The 16,423-nt window shown below is 32.4% G+C and carries 12 protein-coding genes and 1 pseudogene; all 13 read right to left on the bottom strand.

Annotated elements, in window-relative coordinates:
• Position 1: 1 nt before the first annotated feature.
• Positions 2 to 556, bottom strand: coding sequence for an AHH domain-containing protein (locus AWN65_RS10625; protein WP_060383140.1), 555 nt, complete (start codon positions 554 to 556; stop codon positions 2 to 4).
• Positions 557 to 1,292: 736 nt separating this feature from the next.
• Positions 1,293 to 1,709: a hypothetical protein gene (locus AWN65_RS10630; protein WP_060383141.1), complete on the bottom strand. Its 417-nt coding sequence runs from the start codon at positions 1,707 to 1,709 to the stop codon at positions 1,293 to 1,295.
• A gap of 1 nt (position 1,710) precedes the next feature.
• Entirely contained in the window at positions 1,711 to 2,214 is a 504-nt protein-coding gene (locus AWN65_RS10635) for a deaminase domain-containing protein (RefSeq protein WP_060383142.1), read from the bottom strand.
• A 57-nt stretch (positions 2,215 to 2,271) separates the two neighbouring features.
• Positions 2,272 to 2,826, bottom strand: a pseudogene (locus tag AWN65_RS10640) (REP-associated tyrosine transposase).
• A gap of 260 nt (positions 2,827 to 3,086) precedes the next feature.
• A complete protein-coding gene (locus AWN65_RS10645) occupies positions 3,087 to 3,674 on the bottom strand; it encodes a hypothetical protein (RefSeq protein WP_060383143.1) in 588 nt (195 codons plus the stop codon).
• Entirely contained in the window at positions 3,671 to 5,350 is a 1,680-nt protein-coding gene (locus tag AWN65_RS10650; protein ID WP_145902562.1) for a hypothetical protein, read from the bottom strand. The genes AWN65_RS10645 and AWN65_RS10650 overlap by 4 nt, the downstream gene beginning before the upstream one ends.
• 7 nt (positions 5,351 to 5,357) lie before the next feature.
• Positions 5,358 to 5,750 carry a hypothetical protein gene (locus AWN65_RS10655; RefSeq protein ID WP_060383145.1) on the bottom strand — a complete coding sequence of 131 codons (393 nt, stop codon included), beginning with the start codon at positions 5,748 to 5,750 and terminating at the stop codon, positions 5,358 to 5,360.
• An 8-nt stretch (positions 5,751 to 5,758) separates the two neighbouring features.
• Positions 5,759 to 10,921 carry a fibronectin type III domain-containing protein gene (locus tag AWN65_RS10660; protein ID WP_060383146.1) on the bottom strand — a complete coding sequence of 1,721 codons (5,163 nt, stop codon included), beginning with the start codon at positions 10,919 to 10,921 and terminating at the stop codon, positions 5,759 to 5,761.
• Positions 10,922 to 11,601: 680 nt separating this feature from the next.
• Positions 11,602 to 12,897 (bottom strand): phosphopyruvate hydratase, encoded by a 1,296-nt coding sequence (eno, locus tag AWN65_RS10665; RefSeq protein WP_060383147.1) that lies wholly within the window; start codon positions 12,895 to 12,897, stop codon positions 11,602 to 11,604.
• 54 nt (positions 12,898 to 12,951) lie between these two features.
• Positions 12,952 to 14,064: a glutamine-hydrolyzing carbamoyl-phosphate synthase small subunit gene (carA, locus tag AWN65_RS10670; protein ID WP_060383148.1), complete on the bottom strand. Its 1,113-nt coding sequence runs from the start codon at positions 14,062 to 14,064 to the stop codon at positions 12,952 to 12,954.
• Between the two features lie 89 nt (positions 14,065 to 14,153).
• Positions 14,154 to 14,639: a 50S ribosomal protein L17 gene (rplQ, locus tag AWN65_RS10675; RefSeq protein WP_060383149.1), complete on the bottom strand. Its 486-nt coding sequence runs from the start codon at positions 14,637 to 14,639 to the stop codon at positions 14,154 to 14,156.
• A gap of 62 nt (positions 14,640 to 14,701) precedes the next feature.
• Positions 14,702 to 15,694: a DNA-directed RNA polymerase subunit alpha gene (locus tag AWN65_RS10680; protein ID WP_014166260.1), complete on the bottom strand. Its 993-nt coding sequence runs from the start codon at positions 15,692 to 15,694 to the stop codon at positions 14,702 to 14,704.
• Positions 15,695 to 15,719: 25 nt separating this feature from the next.
• Entirely contained in the window at positions 15,720 to 16,325 is a 606-nt protein-coding gene (gene rpsD / locus AWN65_RS10685) for a 30S ribosomal protein S4 (RefSeq protein ID WP_060383150.1), read from the bottom strand.
• Positions 16,326 to 16,423: the final 98 nt, after the last annotated feature.

Here is a 16,423-nt window from a genome sequence, read left to right on the forward strand (position 1 = left end):
TTTATAAATTAATTATTTCATTTACATCTTTACTTCCTAATAAAACATCATTTTCTAGCTTCATTTTAGTGTTATTTATTAATTTCTTTATTTCGTTAAACTTTCTTATTTCTGAATAAGAATCGTTACCTAGAATCTCATTTAATTTTACAGTCATAGCTTGATCATATTTAGGATGGTTTGTATGCCCGTTCAAATCAATAGCAGCTTTTTTCTTTTGCAAAGGCATTGCATTATCTAATCCATTAAACTCAAAACTTTTTCCATTGTTTTCAGCCCAGAAAAGTAAATCTTTTAGTTTTTGATTTTTTTCTAATACTTTAATAGGAATAACATGATGTACTTCAAAATTTAGATCATCGGCAACATTGTATTTTTTTGCATAAACCCACCACTCTTCAAAACTTTGGTTTTTAACATATTTGTCAAAGTATTTTCTTGCATAAATAACTGCTTCTTCTGTCTCTAAAACATCACGAACAGTATGTCTATAGTATTCTATTTTCTTGTATAGATCCTCAGGAGTATTTAGTATGAACTCTTTTGGTTTCCCCATCTCAACCCCTTCACCTGTACAAGTCGAACATTCTTTAACAGGCGGAGAAGATAGTTCTTTTGCTGTACCGTCTGAGGATACCTCATACCATTTGGTATTATCAGCGCGTTTTATACCATTTTCAAAGATCGTTATAGCACCATCAGTGGTATAAACTTTTTTACCAGTAGCTTGGGCAAGTGCTTGGGCACTGGCTAAATCATTACATGATAAAAGTACAATCTCTTTTTTATTTGGATCCAGTTTTTTAGCTAAAATTTCTGCTAATTCCTCTGGGCTTAATTCAATATTATCTCATAAAAAATTTCCCCGATCGCTCAGATCTACTCAACATATTTCTCAACGCAACAGTTAGCGCAGAATTGCATTCTGTGCCCACTCCTATTGGCTTTCAAAACATATATATATAAAAGTATCACTTCTAGATCATTTTCTAAACCAGCATAATTTCTAGCAGAACTAAAATAATAATCCACAGTTAAATCAACCTACAGTTGTAATGGTAATGAAATAGCAATCTTCTGTTGTAGTGGCTTTGTATTTTGTTGACATGGCTTATATACTTTTTACTACAAAACTAAAAAAACACAATTTATAATTGTGTTTTTTTAGTTTATTTTCTCGTCTTTGTGGGCACAGAATACAATTCTGCGCTAACTGCCACGTTGAAAACTAGACGCTTAGATTTGGATTGTGTAAATCCGAGCGATCGGGTTACAAACCGCGCGATTGGATTTTATCTATTAATTTTATCAGCTATATAATATAACTTGTCTTGTATTTCCCCTTCAATATATCTCAAATAGTCATTCTCATCTAAACCTATGTTATATTTATCCCAAGGAGATACCAGATTTTCATTTTTTTTTAAATATGAATTAATTAATTCTAATATAGCATTTCTATTAAACTGTTCTCCTCCATAGTTTACAATCTTCTCAAATTCATCATAATTATTAATTGTATTATACATTAGTAAAAGCTGATGTTTAAAATTATTTTCTCCAAATAATTTTATGGAGTTTTCTAATCTAGAACTTGATAAATCTATTAAGTTAAAAATAGGTGTGTAAATATTATAAGGTTCTCCCCATTCAAACTTTTTCCCTTCTATCTTACAGTTTGGCGCTGTATCATTATCTATATATGTCATATCATTTTATGGCTTTTATTCCATCAACAAGATAAACTTTTACATTTGGAAACATGGTTGCAAAATCTTGAATTACTCCTTGACAAGAAATACAATATGGGAGCTCAGAAGAAATTATAATCTGTCCTTTAACATTAGGAAACTTTTGTCCTTTTTTACCTCCTAACTTGCGAGCAATTTCACTCAAACCTACATATTCTGTATCAAACTCTCTACTCCAAGCTCCGTCTGTTCCTATTCCACCATCTTTATCTACTTTATATGCATCAAAAATAGATTCTCCTTCATACTTAGATCCACTTATTTTAATATCATTTGAATCTAAATCCACATTATCAATCTTACCTTCAAAATAAGCTAAATTTCTTTTATCAAACTGTTGAATTTGCTCTAAAAGTTGTTGTCCCGAGAATTGCCTTTTTAATTCATATAATCTTCCTTCTCTAAATTGCTTAAAAGTTATTTTAGCTTTTGCATAACCCGATCGCTCAGATCTACTCAACATATTTCTCAACGCAACAGTTAGCGCAGAATTGCATTCTGTGCCCACTCCTATTGGCTTTCAAAACAAATATAAAAGTATCACTTCTAGATCATTTTCTAAACCAGCATAATTTCTAGCAGAACTAAAATAATAATCCTCAGGTAAATCGACAATCTTATCTTTTACAGGATTATGATGAATCTATTCCAATTTTTGTTTTATAAATTTGTTGCTAAAAATATGCTCTGCATGATATCCATTTTGCCAAACTTTATACGTCTGATCCCTTTTTAAATGCTCACACGATTTTTTAAAATAATCCAATATCCATTCGCGTCTGCTCTCGGGTTGGTCTATGATAGTTTGAATAATTTTCTTGGAAGTAAATTTTTTGAAATCACGAATAACATCACTTAGTATAAAACCTACTGTAGCTTTACAGAGTATATGTATGTGATTTGACATAATGCAATAGGCATAAATCTCTAAACCTTTGTTTGATTGGCAGTATTGTAATGCGCTTATGATATTTTGCTTTTGATTTAATCTTGTAAAAACATCTATCCAATCTACAGTTGTAATGGTAATGAAATGGCAATCTTCTGTTGCAGTGGCTTTATATTTTGTTGACATGGCTTATATACTATTTACTACAAAACTAAAAAAACACAATTTATAATTGTGTTTTTTTAGTTTATTTTCTCGTCATTGTGGGCACAGAATACAATTCTGCGCTAACTGCCGCGTTGAAAACTAGACGCTTAGATTTGGATTGTGTAAATCCGAGCGATAGGGTACAATTCTGCGCTAACTGCCACGTTGAAAACTAGACGCTTAGATTTGGATTGTGTAAATCCGAGCGATAGGGTGCGAAGGGTCTCATCCTAAAAAAGTTAGCTTTGAAAAATCGCAGAATTAATAAACTTAACTTTCAAATCACTTACAGTATTTTTCCAAGAATCTAAATGTGGATCAGGAAAATTCACTTTCTCTAAATAAGCAAAATACTGTTCTGAACAGATAATTGTTTGTTCAATAAAGTCCTTTTTGGGAACCATTATTTCTTGAATCATATAATTTGTATATGACCAAAAAATCCCTTCTTCTTTATCATTTTCATAAGTTTTACAACCAAAATGTCTTATTCGAACACCAATATCTCTACAATCAATAAAATCAAACTCTAAATAATCTTTATACAGCACTTCTAAGTTATGTTTATAAATACTTTCATCCAAAATACTGCTTGCTGCACTTACATAACAATTGAGCAATACAGCAGCAATGTATTCTTCATTAATAACAAATGTATGCTTAAAGAACTGAACCGTCACTCTACCTATTTCAGATCTTGAATTTTTATATTTTGGTTTAGATAATTTAGCTTTTAGTTCTGCATCGTAATCCACCTTTTCCATTAAGTCTTCAAAACCTATATAAGAGTTTTCTGCAAGCTCTACCTCAAAAAAAATCTTTGTCATTGTAGTTCATTTATTATTTTTAATATAGATGATTTTATTGTTATTCCGCCTGTTCCTGCTTTAGGATAAAATTGACCTATTATATTCGCATTATTAGGAAAAACTCCAGGAGCATTAAGTAATTTAACTCCTAGATTAGAGCCTATAAATACTTCCATTCCATTAGATAACTTTACAAGTTCAGCATTGCCATTCAAAGGATAGTTAGCTCCTTTAGTATTTTTCAATATAGTCAATGCTTCATCAATGTATGCAGAAACTTGTTGCTGTGTAGTTCCAATAGGAAACATATCAATATCATTTGAAATTCCATTTACGTTAAAATCGAAGCATTCTGCACTATGTTTATCCATAATGTGTTTCATATTAATATCATCAAAGATTCTGTTAGCTTGAGTAAAATAATTTGGCTTTACATTAGAAACAGGTATTTTTTTAAAAGCTAGTAAGTATATATCTACTAATTCTATAAATTGATTGTATCCTCCTGATAGCAAATTTTTGTCAAATAAATTATTTATTTTCTGAACGTCATTTTTAGCATAAGAAATCATTTTCTCAAGCCTAACAATGTCGTCATTAATCTGAGTTTTTTGAAGAAGTCCTCTTACATCAAATCCTGCATTCTCAATTCTTCTATATGCTCTTATAAAATCCATATCAGATAGTGACGTAAATTTACTCTTAAATCGTTGCAGATACTGAGTTTCTTTTGATGTAATAACAATACCATCTACAACATCTTTCCCAATAACATACCCTTTCCATTTTCTAATCAACTCTGCATTACCATTAGGAATGTCCTTTATTGTAATTTTTACTTTACCTTCTTCAGCTAGCTTATTCCACGTTTTAGGTCTGCCTGTCGCAGGGTCTTTGGGGATGTTCCATTTCATTTGTTTCCCTTGTCCTTTATATCCAAACCAAGGAATAACATCAGCAAGTTCACCATCAAAACCTAAATCTTCAAGTATTTCAATTTCATAATAAAAAGTATAATTGGATTCAGGTATATTTAAAGCTCTGGAAGAAAAATCAAAGGGCTGATCATTTATAATAGGACTCGTAAAATTGCCTCCCAATAGCGGTTCCCCTACTCCATCCCAGTTTCCTATAGGGTTAGCAAAACGATCATATTTTTTATACTTTTGGAGTGAAACACCACTTTCAATATTGTATCCGCCATTGTATGGAGGCCAATTTCCATTGATTTTATACTCCTTAAAAATCTCTTCTAACCGCTGCCATAAATGTAATTTATTCTCATTATTTGCCTTTTTATAATATTGATAGGCTAAAGATCTTAAATGTTTAGGAAGATTCGAAACATCAACTGTTTGTTCAAATTTTTGCTGACTATCTAAAAACGGGATAGGAACATTTCTTTCTTCACTCGATAATTTGTCAATCCATTTTTGATACCCGCCAGCATTTTTTACTTCTTGAAAATTTTCGGCTACTATTTTAACTTCAGAAAGGCTATTTCTTAAAGAAGGCTTTTCTTTATTTAACAAATACCAAGCATCAAATGCTTTAGGATCGCTTTTTACAAAATCTTTTAAAGTTCTATTGCGAGAAAAATCTTTTGCTAATTCAGAAAATGTACATTGTGTAAATCCTGATGTTACAAAAAACAAACTCCATAAGGCTATAACATAAAAATATATTTTTTTCATATCTATTTTATTTTTCTTCATAACTCCAAACTCCAGCTATTTTGCATACAAAACGATTCGGATTATGTTCGCCTAAACCAAAAATAATTAGGCTTTTTTGTGAACAAAATTCACATTCTTTAGTGATATAACGAGAGGAATATAACGTTCTATCCACAACTAATTCACCTGTAGAATTCTTAATTAACATTTTATGATTCAAAATCTCCTCTTCCGTTAGTATCTGATTTTTTACAAGTTCGTCAGTATCACTTGAAATTTGAAAAAAATCAATACTTACTGTATTCAACGCATTACAATTGGAACAATAATAATTAAAAACAGCTGGTTTTTGATCGTGATTTTCAAACAATTTGATATTTGTTTCAAGTTTTTTAAGGATTCTTATTTTTGTTTTCATCTAAAAATCTATTTTGTACAAATTGGTAATTTTCTTTCAGTTAATAGTAACCAAGAGTCTACAACATCGTCTGCATCTGTTTTAATTAATTTAAGCATTTCGGGATTTCCTTTAACGTCTTTTACAAACAATTTAATTTCATCATCAGAAATTCCTTTTGCCTTCAATTTAGATAAAACTTCTTTAGAAAGCTCAAAAGCTCCACCATTAATCTTATCAATTGTCTTTTCAATTTTATTAGCCAAAACAACATTATCCATTTTAGAGAAAACAAATAAATCTTTTTCTAATAATCCTACAATAGCAGCACGAGTATCTTTTGAAAACAAATTAAGCTGCTCTTCACTCAAATTTTTCAATACAAAATCAGCATATTCTTCGGTAGCTTTTTCAACTTTCCCTGCATCAGTAAGATATTCACTTTTTATAATATCATTAATTGGAGATTTAATAAGATTTTTTGAATTAATAACTAAATCTGTAGCTGAAATACCTCCAGTAATCAAACTTGTTTTATTGAAAAACTCTGCCAAAGCAGGATTTTCCTCTCTAAACGCGGTTCCAGCCATACTACTTACTGAACTGATTTTATCTGCATAAAATAAAACCCTACCTAGTTTTGTAAATTGGGCAGCTGGAATAGCAAGGGATAAAACATCAAGACTTGTTTGAATAATATCCGTTTGTGTTTGCAAGCTACCTACATCGCTACTATACAACATCAAAATTGCAGGAACCGGTATTGCCAATGGATTCCCATTTGCATCGAAAGAAGTTTTAAAATCAGATAATAAATGCTGTTCAGAAATATTTTTGAACAAAGCAAAATCAAATGGCTTTAATTTTTCTTTTCCAAGCGGCATTTCTGCTACAAGTCCATCTTTTATAACCTGATTTACTTCAATCTCATATAAATCACCAGTTTTAACTACTTTTGAATCTAAACTTAAAAAAGCACTACTGGAATTAATATAATTATAACAATAACCAATAGATGGAGTCATTGTTAGTTTTTTTAAATCAGCCCATCCTCGTTTGAAAATATTTTGATAATCATAAGTATAATTTTTTATACCATTTTTAGAATCATTTAAAATTTTAGTTAGATCCTCAGGTGTTTTTGCTCCATATTTTTCGATAATTTTAGTCAATTCGTTTTTATACCTTTCAGAATTGATAAAATTTTTATATAATATTTTCATTAGTTCCTTTCTATTATCACCAGAAAAGAACATACTACTGTCATTAATTTTATCATAAAGTAAAACCCAAATAGGCACTTCGTAATTGTACAAACGAAAATAGACTTTCTCGTTTTCAACAAATTCTATGATTTCATTTGATTTAAATTTAACATACTTGAATAAGTTAATAGCGATTTTTTCTTTATCGTTAGTATTCAACGTCGTTCTAACTAATGATTTGAATAAATTTTTAGCCTTATTTACGTCTATTTTCTGATATTCAATTTCGGTAGCATATTTGAGGCATTCTAATTGACTATCTGTTAAAGCCTTATCTGAATCTATATTATTCAAAACATTTTCTAAACATTTATTTAAAGTATTTTTTCTTTTTTGAATAAATGCTTTTAGATTTATTAAATATTTTTCAAAGTATTTTCTCTTATCATTTTCTAATAATTGTTTTAACTCTGAGTATTTCACATATTCTGCTGAACTATAATTAGTAGTTTCATAGCTTCTCCAACTTTGAGAAAAATCTGGTGATATTAAAAAATTTTCAAACCAGCTTTCCCACACACTATCCTTTCTAAATTCATCAAAAAATTGAGGGTAAACATTAGCTATTTCAGCTACTTTATCTATATATATCTGTTGAATTTTTCCAATATTACCATTTAATAATTTTAAAGTTAATTCACTTCTACAATAAAGACACTCACTGTAAATTTTGTCACTTAGTAAAACTTTCTTATCAGATAAACCAACAGTGTATGGTGAAACTTTATTCAAATATTCTAAAAGAACAACTGAATCAGGGCTTTTGCTTATTTTTTGAAGTTGATTAGACCTTGTTAAAGGAAGTTTATACAACCACCATTTATTACTTTCACCAGTCATTAAAAACAAAAATCCATCAATAGTATCGAAATTAGTTTTATCTTCATAAACATCTTTTTCATTGGAAACATTCACATAACCGATGTTTGCTTTATAATTGTACTCAATATTTGTATTGCCTTTTTTTAGCTTTATCTTTCTTAAACTACCATATGGCAAATCTGGATTATAGCTCAAATTATCTTGTGAACCAGAAACACCCCCACTAACTAGATTATACTCAACAATTTCATTTTTATTAAAACTCACCAATTGAGCATCAGGTGTAACAAATGTTACGGATTTACCATCTTTATTTAAGAAAGTATCGCTTAATTTATCATTAACTGCATTCTCCCCCTTCTCACTTCCATCCAACACATACACCCCAAATTTAGGGTGGCTAATGCGTTGCCAATGTGGATACGCTAGTTTTGTGCCCAAAGCATAATCCATTAACCAAGGGGTATTACTGTTTTTATCACCTGTCGAAAATTGTTCCCATGGGTGCTGCAACTCGAATACGCCGTGTCCTAATTCGTGCCCAATTATTGTTGCTAGGTCATTGCCTGCTTTTACCTCTTCTCCACTTTGATTGGTAAACACAAAACCAAATTGTGAATGGCGTGGCATGAAACCTGAAATGGCTCTGCTAGGGGTAATCCCCTTGGTAACAAACACATAGTATTGGTCTTTTTGGATCTCTTTGCCGGCTTTGTATTGCTCTACAAATTGCGATTGGTCTTCGGATAATTTTTCTAATAGGGCATCTTTACCACATTCTAAGGTGTTTTTTGCTACCTCATGGTTGGGCGCAATTGTCACTTTAAATTGTACTCCAGCATCTGCATAAATGGCATTAAGTTGCGTAGCGATCCCATCAGGTATAGTCGCATTATTTACGGGTACTAAGGTTATATTTACATCCGTTTGTGTTTTGATTGGAATAATTTTTGCCGCGCCTAATACTTGGTGCTTGGCTCCGTCTTTTCCTGGTATTAGTGCCAATAGTTCCTCAGGGGTTGAGCTATGATATACGGGTACTTCTAGTCGTTGATAGGCCTTGCCATTTTTCATAACCAGCCCCCCTATTTTTTTAGCCACGCTGCCTTTGATATTAAATAGGATACTCTCAGGCTTTATTGTTGTACCATTAACGGCTATTACTGCATCTATAAAATCAAAACTACGACTTCCTTTTCCTTCATTTTGGATTCCTTTATGATATAAAGTATAAGGTGTCGCTCCGTCAGCAATGGTTTTGTATAGTTTTTGAATGTCAGGATGTGCTTTTGCAGGCATTACATCGTCAGCATACTTACTTTCTGCCGATCGCTCAAAAGTAACACGAGCGGCTATAGGAGCTAGCTTTGTTACCATGCCTGCGCTGGTAATACCTTGTGTATTAGAAGCATCAGGAATAAATCCTGCGGCTTGTCCTTCATTTAAAACCACGGGCTTATCGCTTCCTGGGGGCACTGCATATACGTTTCCTTTGGGGTCGCGGATGATTATGAGTTCTTTGGGGTCTAGATCAAAACTTTGGGTTTGTCCATTAGTACCGGTGACTACTACTTCATTACTGTTTACTGTAATATGTGACAGATCGGGAATATCAAAATTGGTTTGAAATTGATGTTCTTCGGTATCGGGGGAAAGAAGATCAAAACCGTCTTCTATTTGATCGTATAGGCTACTGAGATCTATTATATTTTTCCAACTTGGATCATATAGGGCTTTGATTTCGCCTTTTACTAGCCTAAAGTCTGTATTAAGGGTAATGTCTTTAAATTCTACGCCTATTTTTACAAAGGATAAATAAGGGACGTTCACGTAGCCTTTGCCGCTATAGCTTCTTTTGCCTCTTACTTCGGTGAGTTTGATGGAAAAATCGCCTGCAAGAATGATTTGATCATTGGGTAATTCTCCTTCAAAAAGGGTTGTATTACTTAAATCTATATTGGGTTTTATGCCACATTTGATGGCTATTTCTTCTTTACGGGGTTGGGTAAATTCTTCTACGGGGGTATAATTTATAAGTCCTCCTATGCACTCTCCTCCTACTCGATATTCGTAGGTTGCTCCTGCTTCTAGATCGTATAGTTTGGCTTCGTTATTGTAGTAGGCTGTTGGGTACCAACTATTGGTTCCTTTTTTACGGTATTCTATTTTATAATCTACAAAGTCGGGATTGGTTTGCCACGTAATTTTGGATTGGGTGGCATTAAGGGAAATAGCTACTACGAATTTTGGAGGGGGGCAATTACCTGGGTAGATAAAATCAAAAATTTCGCTATAACCATTGTTATTAAATATGGCTTTATCGCCAAATCCAGGTTGACTTAGGGCTTTTACGCGCCAAGCGTATTTACGTCCTGCAATTAGTTGGGGCTCTACGGGACCGTAATGTAAAACGGTCGTGGAGGTGGTGGTTTTGTATAAGGGTATGCTGGTTAGAAAGGCATGGTTAGAGGGTACTTGCTGGTCTAGGAGTTCTACTAGTTCAAATTCGTATTCTATATTTACGGCATTGAGGTGTCGCGGGGTCCAGGTAAAAATAAGGTTTTGGGGTTCTTGAAAACCAACCAGTTCATGATTACTAGGGCTATTCAGTAACGGGGGTTCATTGTATACAAAATAATAGAAGGTACAGGATTTTTGTGAAATTCGCTGGTTGGTTATAAAATCATATACTTCTATACAGTATTTGTAATTGCCTTGTGGTAAGGTACTGCTGTATTGGTTTTGATTAATTCCGGATAGGTTTTCTAATTGAAAATAAGGGGCTAGATCTAGATTGGATAGTTGTAGGGTTTCGCCTCCGTTTAGGTACATAATGGGAGCTCCTTCTACTATTGGAAGCGATTGGGCTTGAATACCATTTCCTTCTATGTATAGCTGTAATCGTACTTGACGATGAACAACATTTAGATCCGCTGTGTAGATATTGACTAGATATTTTTGATCAACTGTTGTAGCATAGCTCGACAAACTGGATAAATAAGGAGGAAATACGCTGCTGTTTACTTGTACTGGGTAAAGTTGTGACCATCCTACGCTATTTAACAGTAGTAACAGAAGGTAGAAAAAATATTTTAATCTATTCATATTCAATTTTTTATTGAATTTTGTTTGTTTATTTTTTATCAGTTATATGGAGTGAAAAATGACTCCTGTCTTTATGACTTATTTTTAAATTTTTCTTTGTAGTTTTTTACATAAGTGTCTATTCCTTTAACTACTAATGCTTCAACGATTCCTAGCGGTTCTTTTGCCTTTTTGAATTGTTGGTAATATTGGTTTTTTAAACTTATTACTGTTTTGTTGTAGGAATTGTTTAAATCTAGATTTTCTTTGGGTCCTAAAATCTTCTAGATTAGACACTACGAATTGCACAACAATAAGTTTCTTTATCTTTTTTGTAAAAAACTATGAATCCTAGCTTATATCTATTTTTTATAAACTCTATTTTGTTCCTTATCTTGAACATCAAAAACAAGCATCCTTTTTGATTTATAAATATTATACTTTTCTAATTTGAATTCATCGAAATGTGATCTTTATATTAAAAAAGTTTTTATTTTCACTTAAATCATATTATTATGATTATTTCTTTGGGGATCTATGCTCTAAAAAGAAGTAAGTATAATTATCATAAAATAAAATTCAAATTTTAAATAGCATACGCATAAACATTTCTAGCTAGAATCGTATATCTTTGGACTTCATCACAATGTTCAAATAAAAAATCCTGACTAGTCAATCAGGATTTTAAAATATCAAAGTTTTTATTTATTTATTTTAAAAGCATTTTCTTTTGGAAAATAGGCTACATCTCCTAATTCTTCTTCGATACGTAATAACTGGTTATATTTTGACATACGATCTGAACGTGAAGCTGAACCTGTTTTGATTTGACCACAGTTTAAAGCTACTGCCAAATCTGCAATAGTATTATCTTCTGTTTCTCCAGAGCGATGAGACATTACAGAGGTATATCCTGCGTTATGTGCCATATTTACGGCTGCAATTGTTTCTGTTAACGTACCAATTTGGTTTACTTTAATCAATATTGAATTTGCTATACCTTCCGAAATACCACGAGATAAGCGCTCAACATTAGTAACAAATAAATCATCACCTACTAATTGTACTTTATTACCAAGTTTTTCTGTTAATAATTTCCAACCAGACCAATCATCTTCATACATTCCATCCTCAATTGAAATGATTGGATATTTAGCACATAAATCTGCCAAATATTCTACTTGTTCTGCAGAAGTTCTTATTTTCCCTTTTTCGCCTTCAAACTTTGTATAATCATAATTTCCGTTTACATAAAACTCAGAAGCGGCACAATCTAAAGCAATCATAATATCATCACCAAAAGTATAACCTGCTTTTTCTACTGCTAATTTGATTGAATCTAAAGCATCTTCAGTACCACCCGCTAAATTAGGAGCAAAACCACCTTCATCTCCTACTGCCGTAGAAAGGTTTCTATCGTGTAAAACTTTCTTTAAATTATGAAAAATTTCAGTTCCCATTTGCATAGCATGCGTAAAAGAAGTTGCTTTTACGGGCATAATCATAAACTCTTGAAAAGCAATAGGCGCATCTGAATGCGAACCGCCATTGATGATATTCATCATAGGTACAGGTAGCGTGTTTCCAGACACTCCTCCTACGTAACGATATAAAGGCAAGCCTAACTCGTTAGCCGCCGCTTTAGCTACTGCTAATGATACTCCTAAAATAGCATTAGCTCCTAATTTAGATTTATTAGCTGTTCCATCTAAATCGATCATAATTTTATCGATAAGGTTTTGTTCGAAAACAGAAGTACCTACTAAAGCTTCTGCAATAGTTGTATTTACATTTTCAACGGCTTTCATAACACCTTTCCCCATGAATGCAGTACCGCCATCACGTAATTCAACGGCTTCATGCTCGCCTGTAGAGGCCCCAGAAGGAACTGCCGCACGACCTAAAATACCGTTTTCTGTTACTACATCTACTTCAACCGTAGGGTTTCCTCTCGAGTCTAAAATTTGTCTTGCATGGATTTTTATTATAATACTCATTTTGTTTAAGTTTTTAGATCTTAGAAATCAAAAATAGATTTTCTAAAACAGTTATTATTTAATTTTATATTTTTTTATATTTTCAACAAATTGATCAAACAAATACGATGAATCGTGAGGTCCAGGACTGGCTTCCGGGTGATATTGAACTGAAAAACAATTTTTATTTATCATTCTCATACCCGCAACCGTACCATCATTTAAATGTTCGTGTGTAATTTCTAAATCTGTATGTTTTTCCAATTCATCTCTGTTTACAGCGAAACCATGATTTTGTGAAGTAATTTCTCCTTTACCAGTAATTAAATTTTTTACGGGGTGGTTAATTCCACGGTGACCATTAAACATTTTATAAGTAGATACACCATTAGCTAATGCAATTACTTGGTGACCTAAACAAATACCGAATAAGGGTTTATTTTCATTTAATATTTGACGAGCTACTTCCTGTGCACTATAAAGAGGATCTGGATCACCAGGACCATTAGACAAGAAAAAACCATCAGGATCAAAACCTTTTAAATCTTCAAAAGAAGCATTATAAGGAAAAACTTTAATATAACAATCTCGTTTAGCAAGATTACGTAAGATATTCTTTTTGATCCCTAAATCTAAAGCTGAAATTTTATACGTTGCATTTTCATCACCAAAGAAATAAGGCTCAGTAGTAGAAACTTTAGAAGCTAATTCTAGACCTTTCATATCTGGAATAGCTGCTAATTCTTTTTTTAACTCTTCTATTGATGTATCATCAGTACAGATTACCGCGTTTTGCGCACCATGATCTCGAATATAACTCACTAAAGCACGAGTGTCAACATCTGATATACAAATCAAATTTTCTTTTTTAAAATAATCAAAAAGATTACTTTCAGAATTTGGGCGTGAATGAGAACTTGAAAAATTTTTACAAACTAACCCTGAAATCATAATTTTTTCAGATTCTACTTCCGCTGCATTTACCCCATAGTTACCAATGTGTGCATTAGTAGTAACCATGATTTGACCAAAATAAGAAGGGTCGGTAAAAATTTCTTGATAACCCGTAGTACCTGTGTTAAAACAAACTTCTCCAAAAGTTTTGCCTGATATTCCTACAGATTTACCGTGAAAAATTGTTCCGTCTGCCAGAAGTAAAGTCGCAGACTGTTTTGTTGTGTGTTGCATTGTTAAAAAAAGTTTGACAAATTTATTCAAAAAAAAAAGGATAAACCAATAAGTTTATCCTTTTTTATATTTATGAATTGAGCATCATATTATTCTGCAGATTCAGAAGATTCTTCAGTTGCAGGAGTTTCAGCAGCACCTTCAGCTTTTTTAGCTTTAGCTCCACCACGACGGCTTTTAGCTTTTTTAACTTCTTTTTTACCACCGTTATAGATTTCGTTGAAGTCTACGAACTCAATCATTGCCATATCAGCGTTATCTCCTAAACGGTTACCTAACTTGATGATACGAGTATATCCTCCTGGACGGTCACCTACTTTAGCAGCTACATCTCTGAATAATTCAGTAACCGCATATTTATTTCTTAAGTAAGCGAAAACTGTACGACGATTATGAGTAGTATCTTCTTTTGATTTTGTTACTAAAGGCTCAACAAATTGTTTAAGTGCTTTAGCTTTAGCTACAGTTGTATTAATACGCTTATGCTCGATTAACGAACATGCCATATTAGCTAACATAGCTTTTCTATGTCCAGTCTGTCTGCTTAAATGGTTTACTTTTTTTCCGTGTCTCATGACGTTGCTTTTTAAACTTCATCTTGCATCAATCCACCTTGGAGAGCAAAATATGAAGGCTATTATTCTTTATCTAACTTATATTTTGACAAATCCATTCCGAACGTTAAGTTCTTATTGGCAACTAACTCATCAAGTTCAGTTAATGATTTTTTACCAAAATTGCGGAATTTCATTAAGTCATGTTTGTTGAACGATACTAAGTCTCCTAATGTATCAACTTCAGCAGCCTTTAAGCAGTTTAATGCTCTTACAGATAAGTCCATATCAACTAACTTAGTTTTCAATAACTGTCTCATGTGTAACGATTCTTCGTCATATGATTCTGTTTGAGCAATTTCATCAGCCTCAAGAGTGATTCTCTCATCAGAGAATAACATAAAATGGTGAATTAATACCTTAGCCGCTTCAGTTAGAGCATCTTTAGGATGGATAGAACCATCTGTTTTGATTTCAAAAACTAATTTTTCATAATCCGTTTTTTGCTCAACACGGAAGTTTTCGATAGCGTACTTCACATTCTTTACAGGTGTAAAGATAGAATCAGTAAATATAGTACCGATTGCAGCATTTTGTTTTTTGTTTTCCTCTGCTGGAACATAACCACGACCTTTCTCGATCGTCATTTCCATGTTCAAATTTACATTGCTGTCTAAATTACAAATTACTAATTCAGGATTTAACACTTGGAAACCTGAAATAAATTTTTGAAAATCACCAGCAGTAATTTGATCTTTACCTGATAAAGAAATAGAAACTGATTCGTTATCGATATCTTCAATTTGACGTTTAAAACGTACTTGTTTTAAGTTAAGGATAATTTCAGTTACGTCTTCTACAACACCAGGTATAGTAGAGAACTCATGATCCACTCCTTCAATACGAATAGAAGTGATAGCATAACCCTCAAGAGCAGAAAGTAAAACTCTTCTTAAAGCGTTACCAACAGTCAATCCGTAACCTGGTTCAAGAGGTCTGAATTCGAATTTGCCTTCGAAATCAGTAGAATCGATCATGATAACTTTATCGGGCTTCTGAAAATTAAATATTGCCATAAATTTCGACTGATGTCAATTATTATTATTTGTTGTACAATTCGACAATTAGTTGTTCTTTAATGTTCTCAGGGATTTGTAATCTTTGAGGAACAGAAACAAAAGTACCTTCTTTTGTATCATTATTCCACACGATCCACTCATATACTTGAGAAGCAGCAGCTAAAGAACGTTCGATTGATTCTAAAGATTTAGATTTTTCACGAACAGCAACTTTGTCACCTGGTTTTAAATGGTAAGAAGGAACGTTAACCACTTCACCATTTACTGTAATATGTCTATGAGTTACAATTTGTCTAGCAGCTCTTCTTGAAGGTGCCACACCCATTCTGTAAACTACGTTATCTAAACGAGCTTCACATAATTGTAAAAGGATTTCACCTGTTACACCAGAAGCAGCAGAAGCTTTTTCGAATAAATTTCTGAATTGTTTTTCTAAAATACCATAAGTATATTTAGCTTTTTGCTTTTCCATTAACTGAACAGCATATTCAGATTTTTTACCTCTTTTTTTAGCTAAACCATGTTGCCCTGGAGGGTAGTTTCTTTTTTCGAAGGCTCTGTCATCTCCGAAGATTGCTTCGCCAAATTTACGAGCAATTTTAGTTTTTGGACCAGTATATCTTGCCATTTCTAATACATTTTTAAGGTTGAGATTATGAATTCAGGTCTTATTTATCCTCCGATAATCTATATTCAACCTAGTTATACTTAATTAAATCAAACTAT

The organism is Flavobacterium covae, from assembly GCF_001534645.1.
In the GTDB taxonomy this organism is placed as follows: Bacteria; Bacteroidota; Bacteroidia; order Flavobacteriales; family Flavobacteriaceae; genus Flavobacterium; species Flavobacterium covae.